The 5,850-nt window shown below is 68.4% G+C and carries 4 protein-coding genes and 1 pseudogene; all 5 read left to right on the forward strand.

Annotated features, from left to right (window positions below; all coding sequences use genetic code 11):
* A pseudogene (locus AC2VON_RS05650) lies at positions 1 to 764 on the forward strand (UDP-galactopyranose mutase); the annotation flags it as partial.
* Positions 765 to 865: 101 nt separating this feature from the next.
* Positions 866 to 2,746 (forward strand): glycosyltransferase, encoded by a 1,881-nt coding sequence (locus tag AC2VON_RS05655; protein ID WP_486952057.1) that lies wholly within the window; start codon positions 866 to 868, stop codon positions 2,744 to 2,746.
* Positions 2,739 to 3,278: a phosphatase PAP2 family protein gene (locus tag AC2VON_RS05660; protein WP_486952058.1), complete on the forward strand. Its 540-nt coding sequence runs from the start codon at positions 2,739 to 2,741 to the stop codon at positions 3,276 to 3,278. The genes AC2VON_RS05655 and AC2VON_RS05660 overlap by 8 nt, the downstream gene beginning before the upstream one ends.
* Position 3,279: 1 nt before the next feature.
* Positions 3,280 to 4,194, forward strand: coding sequence for a decaprenyl-phosphate phosphoribosyltransferase (locus tag AC2VON_RS05665; RefSeq protein WP_486952059.1), 915 nt, complete (start codon positions 3,280 to 3,282; stop codon positions 4,192 to 4,194).
* 88 nt (positions 4,195 to 4,282) lie between these two features.
* On the forward strand, positions 4,283 to 5,850 hold a 1,568-nt coding region (locus AC2VON_RS05670), incomplete at its 3' end, for an arabinofuranosyltransferase AftB family protein (RefSeq protein WP_486952060.1).

Below are 5,850 nucleotides of genomic sequence, written 5' to 3' on the forward strand. Positions count from 1 at the left end.
ACTTCGAGGAGAAGGCGATCTCGCTGATCGGCCGCCCGCTCTACGAGGCGTTCGTCAAGGGCTACACCGCCAAACAGTGGCAGACCGACCCGAAAGAACTGCCGGCGGGCAACATCACCCGGCTGCCGGTGCGCTACACCTTCGACAACCGTTACTTCAACGACACCTACGAGGGGCTGCCGGTCGACGGCTACACCGCATGGTTGACCACGATGGCCACCGACGAGCGCATCGAGGTCCGGGTGAACACCGACTGGTTCGACGTCTGTGACGAACTGCGGGCAGAAAACCCGCGTGCTCCCGTTGTCTATACCGGACCGCTGGACCGCTACTTCGACTATGTAGACGGTCGGTTAGGCTGGCGGACACTGGATTTCGAAGTCGACGTGTTGGAAACCGGAGATTTCCAAGGCACCTCGGTGATGAACTACAACGATCTCGAGGTGCCCTACACCCGCATTCACGAGTTCCGGCACTTCCACCCGGAACGTGACTACCCCACCGACAAGACGGTGATCATGCGGGAGTACTCGCGATTCGCCGAGGCCGAGGATGAGCCCTACTACCCGATCAACACCGAAGCCGACCGGCAGAAGCTGGCAGCCTACCGGGCCAGGGCCAGGTCCGAAACCGCCTCGGCGGGAGTGCTGTTCGGCGGGCGGCTGGGCACCTATCAATATCTGGACATGCACATGGCCATCGCCAGCGCGCTGAACATGTACGACAACGTTCTCCTGCCGCACTTCTCCGACGGTGCGCCGTTGGACGCGAACACGCCATCGGCGACGATGCAGTCCGAGCACACCAGGAGAAGGGATCTCCACCCGCTTGCCGAGGACGAGGCGATGAAGAGGAGCAGGCGCAGATGAGCGATGACACCTCTCGCGCGGTGAGCCGGTTGGCACGCGTCATCCTGCCGCGCCAGGGCGAACCGCTGGACGTGCGCAAGCTCTACATCGAGGAGTCGACGACCAACACCCGCCGTGCCCACGCGCCCACCCGCACCAGCCTGGAGATCGGCGCGGAGTCGGAAGTGTCGTTCGCGACCTACTTCAACGCCTTCCCGGCCTCCTACTGGCGACGCTGGTCGACCGTGGAGTCGGTGGTGCTGCGGGTGGAAATGAGCGGGGCGGCACGAGTTGATATCTACCGCTCCAAGGCGACCGGCGCCCGAATCACGGTGGACGGCGCGGCGGTCAGTGGCGAGCCGGCCCGTGTCGAGTTCGAGATCGGGTTGGCACCGTTCGAGGACGGCGGCTGGATCTGGTTCGACATCACCACCGACAGCGCGGTCACGCTGCACAGCGCAGGCTGGTACGCGCCACGACCGGCACCCGGCCCGGCCAACGTCGCGGTCGGCATCCCGACGTTCAACCGCCCGGACGACTGCGTGAACGCACTGGCCGACCTGACGTCGGACCCATTGGTGGACGAGGTGATCGGCGCGGTGATCGTGCCCGACCAGGGCAGCCGGAAGGTGTGCGACCATCCCGGCTTTCCGGCGGCGGCCGCACGGCTGGGCGACCGGCTGTCGATCCACGACCAGCCGAACCTGGGCGGCTCCGGCGGTTACAGCCGGGTGATGTATGAGGCGCTGAAAAACACCGACTGCGAACAGATCCTGTTCATGGACGACGACATCCGCATCGAACCCGACTCGATCCTGCGGGCGCTGGCGATGAACCGGTTCGCGCACGCGCCCACCCTGGTCGGCGGGCAGATGCTCAACCTGCAGGAGCCGTCGCATCTGCACATCATGGGTGAGGTGGTCGACACGGAAGTCTTCATGTGGACCAACGCCCCGCACACCGAATACGACCACAACTTCGCCACGGATCCGCTGGCCGAGACCCCGGAGTTGCACCGCCGCATCGACGTCGACTTCAACGGCTGGTGGATGTGCTTGATCCCGCGCAGTGTCGCCGAGGAGATCGGCCAGCCGGTGCCCGCGTTCATCAAGTGGGACGACGCCGAGTACGGGCTGCGCGCGGCCGAGCACGGCTATGGCACGGTCACCCTGCCCGGCGCGGCAATCTGGCACATGGCCTGGAGCGACAAGGACGACGCGATCGACTGGCAGGCCTATTTCCATCTGCGCAACCGGCTGGTGGTGGCCGCCCTGCACTGGGACGGCAACATCGCCGGACTACTGCGCAGCCACCTGAAGGCGACGCTGAAACACCTTGCCTGCCTGGAGTATTCGACGGTCGCCATCCAGAACAAAGCCATCGACGACTTCCTGGCCGGACCGGAGCACATCTTCTCGATCCTGGAATCGGCGATGCCGGACGTGCGCGCAATGCGCACGGCCTATCCCGACGCGGTGGTGTTACCGGCGGCGGCCGAACTACCGCGCCCGTCGCAGCGCCGGAAACCGATGAAGCCGCCGGCGCACCCGCTGGCCATCGGCTACCGGCTGGCCCGCGGCATGCTGCACAACCTCACCCGCGCCGACCCGGCGCACCACCGGCGCCCGCAGCTCAACGTGCCCACCCAGGACGCCCGGTGGTTTGTGCTGTCCACCCTCGACGGCGCCACCGTCACCACCGCCGACGGGTGCGGCGTGGTCTACCGCCAGCGCGACCGGGCCACGATGTTCACGCTGCTGGCGCAGTCGCTGCGGCGTCAGCTTCGGCTGGCCCGCCGGTTCGACGCGCTGCGCCGGAGCTACCGAGCCGCGCTGCCGACGCTGTCCAGCAAGCAGAAGTGGGAAACGGTGCTCCAGCCGTCGTCGCGTCGTGGCTGAGGCGGTGCAGCCCCGCAGTGGCGGCGGTGAGGTGGCGGCGCTGGTAGCCGTTCAGTCGGTGCTGGCCGGTCAGCCGGGGGTGCTGGCCGTGGCGCGCGGGTTGTCACATTTCGGCGAGCACAGCCTCGGCTGGCTGGTGATCTCCACGCTCGGCGCGCTGGCCCAACCGCGCAGACGGCGGGCCTGGCTGCGCGCCGGCGCCGGGGTGCTGGCCGCGCACGCCGCGGCGGTGGGGGTCAAGCAGGTGGTACGCCGCGAACGCCCGCACCATCGCGCGGTCGCGGTCAACGTGGCGACCCCGAGCGAGCTGAGCTTTCCGTCGGCGCATGCCGCCTCCACCACGGCGGCCTCGATCCTGCTAGGGCGCGTGATCGGGTTGCCCGGTCTGGCGTTGCCCGCCCTGCTGGTGCCGCCGATGGCGTTGTCGCGGCTGGTGCTGGGGGTGCACTATCCCAGTGACGTGGTCACCGGAATCGCGGTAGGCGCCGCCGTGGCGGCGGCCGCGATCCGGTTGGATGGCCGCAGGGAGTGAGATGAGTAGAGAAGTGGCGTCAACACCCGCACCGCCGGCGAACCTGATCGCCGGGGTGGTCAAGGCGCTGCGGCCGCGCCAGTGGGTGAAGAACCTGCTGGTGCTGCTCGCGCCGCTGGCGGCGGCGGGGCGAGGTGTGCAGTACGACTACGGCGACGTGCTGGGCAAGGAGGCCGTTGCCTTCGTGGTGTTCTGCCTGGCGGCCTCGTCGGGGTATCTGGTCAACGACGTCCGCGACGTCGGGGCCGACCGCGAACATCCCGTCAAGCGGTTCCGGCCGATCGCCGCCGGTGTGGTGCCGCAGTGGCTGGCCTACACCCTGGCGGTGCTGCTCGGCGCGGCCGCACTGGGTGTCTCCTGGTGGCTGGCCCCGAACCTGGCGCTGGTGGTGGCCGTCTACCTCGGCATGCAGCTGGCCTACTGCTTCGGCCTCAAGCATCAGGCGGTGCTGGATATCTGCATCGTCTCGTCGGGATTTCTGCTGCGCGCCATCGCCGGCGGTGCGGCCGCCGGCATCTACCTGTCCCAATGGTTCTTGCTGATAGCGGCATTCGGGTCGCTGTTCATGGTGGCCGGCAAACGGTACGCCGAGTTGCAGCTGGCCGAGCACACCGGGGCCAAGATCCGCAAGTCGCTGGAGAGCTACACCAGCACCTATCTGCGGTTCGTCTGGACGATGTCGGCCACCGCGGTGGTGGTGTGCTACGGGCTGTTGGCGTTCGAGCGCGACCACTACTCGGGTTCCTGGTATGCGGTGTCGATGGTGCCATTCACCATCGCGATCCTGCGCTACGCGGTCGACGTCGACAGCGGGCTGGCCGGGGAACCGGAAGACATCGCGTTGCGCGACCGGGTGTTACAGCTGCTGTTTTTAGCCTGGATCGGAACCATCGGTGCTGCCATTGCGTTCGGCTAGGGCCCTCCCGGCACCGGTACCGCCCGGCGGCCGGCCGGTGCCGGTGGCCCTGGGCACCTCGCGCCGGCCCGCGTTCCCCTACGACGCCATGGTGCGGATCAGCCTGTGGTGCAGCGTCGTCACGGTCGCGGTGCTGTTCGGCTGGGGTGCCTGGCAGCGCCGCTGGATCTGTGACGACGGGCTGATCGTGCTGCGCACCGTGCGGAACCTGCTGGCCGGCAACGGGCCGGTGTTCAACGCGGGCGAACGGGTGGAAGCCAACACCTCCACGGTCTGGACCTACCTGCTGTATGTGGGCTCCTGGCTGGGCGGACCGGTGCGGATGGAGTATGTGGCGCTCGCGTTCGCGCTGCTGCTCAGCGTCGCCGGTATGGCGTTGGTGATGCTCGGGACGGGGCGACTGTACGCGCCCAGCCTGCAGGGCCGCCGGGCGCTGCTGTTGCCGGCGGGTGCCTTGGCCTACATCGCGGTGCCGCCGGCGCGTGATTTCGCGACCTCCGGTCTGGAGAACGGGTTGGTGCTGGCCTACCTGGGCCTGCTCTGGTGGATGTTGGTCGCCTGGTCGCAGGCGCTGCGGACGTCCCAGGCCCGGGCCAGAGGGCAGGTGTTCATCGCCTCGATGGCGTTCGTCGCCGGGTGCAGCGTGCTGGTGCGCCCGGAACTGGCGCTGATCGGCGGTGGCGCGCTGATCATGATGCTGATCGCGGCGCGGGGCCGGCGGCGGCGGGTGCTGATCGTGCTGGCCGGCGGCCTGCTGCCGGTGGCCTATCAGATCTTCCGGATGGGCTACTACGCGCTGCTGGTGCCTGCAACCGCGGTGGCCAAGGACGCCGCCGGCGACAAGTGGGCGCAGGGGATGATCTACCTGGCGAACTTCAACGCCCCATACGCACTGTGGGTGCCGACGGCGCTGCTGGCGGTGCTCGGGGTGTTGCTGGCGACCACCCGCAGCCGGCCCTGGTGGATCCGGCGCACGGTGCCCCCCGGCTACGGCCGGGCCGCACAGCTGGTGCAGAGCCCGCCGGCGGTGGTGTGTTTCATCGTGTTCAGCGGGTTGCTGCAGGGCGTCTACTGGATCCGGCAGGGCGGCGACTTCATGCACGGCCGGGTTTTGCTGGCGCCGCTGTTGTGTGTGCTGGCCCCGGTGGCGGTCATCCCGGTGGTGCTGCCCGATGGCGTGAAATACCGCCGGGGGACCGGTCGCCTGCTGGTCGTCACGGTCAGCGCGCTGTGGCTGGCGGTGGCCGGATGGTCGCTGTGGGTGACCAGGTCGCCGGGGATGGGCCACCGCTACGGTGAAGCCACCCGGGTCAGCTACTCCGGCATCGTCGACGAGCGCCGGTTCTACGCCGAAGCCGTCGGGCAGGCGCATCCGCTGACGGCCGCGGACTACCTGGACTATCCGCGGATGCGCGCCGTGCTCACCACGATCGCCAACACCCCCGCCGGGGCGCTGCTGCTGCCGTCGGGCGACTACGACCAGTGGGACGTAGTTCCAGTCATTGTGCCGGTCACCGTTCCTGCCGGAATGCCACCCGACCCGGACCCGAACGGAGCCGGGCCGCACACGGTGTTCTTCACCAACCTCGGCATGCTTGGCATGAACAGCGGACTCGACGTCCGGGTGCTGGACCAGATCGGTTTGGCGAACCCGCT

Source organism: Mycobacterium sp. TH-M82 (assembly GCF_057473605.1).

Coding starts and splice junctions, on each gene's coding strand:
- AC2VON_RS05665 (WP_486952059.1), top strand. CDS start 3,280: ATGAGTAGAGAAGTGGCGTCAACACCCGCACCGCCGGCGAACCTGATC.
- AC2VON_RS05655 (WP_486952057.1), top strand. CDS start 866: ATGAGCGATGACACCTCTCGCGCGGTGAGCCGGTTGGCACGCGTCATC.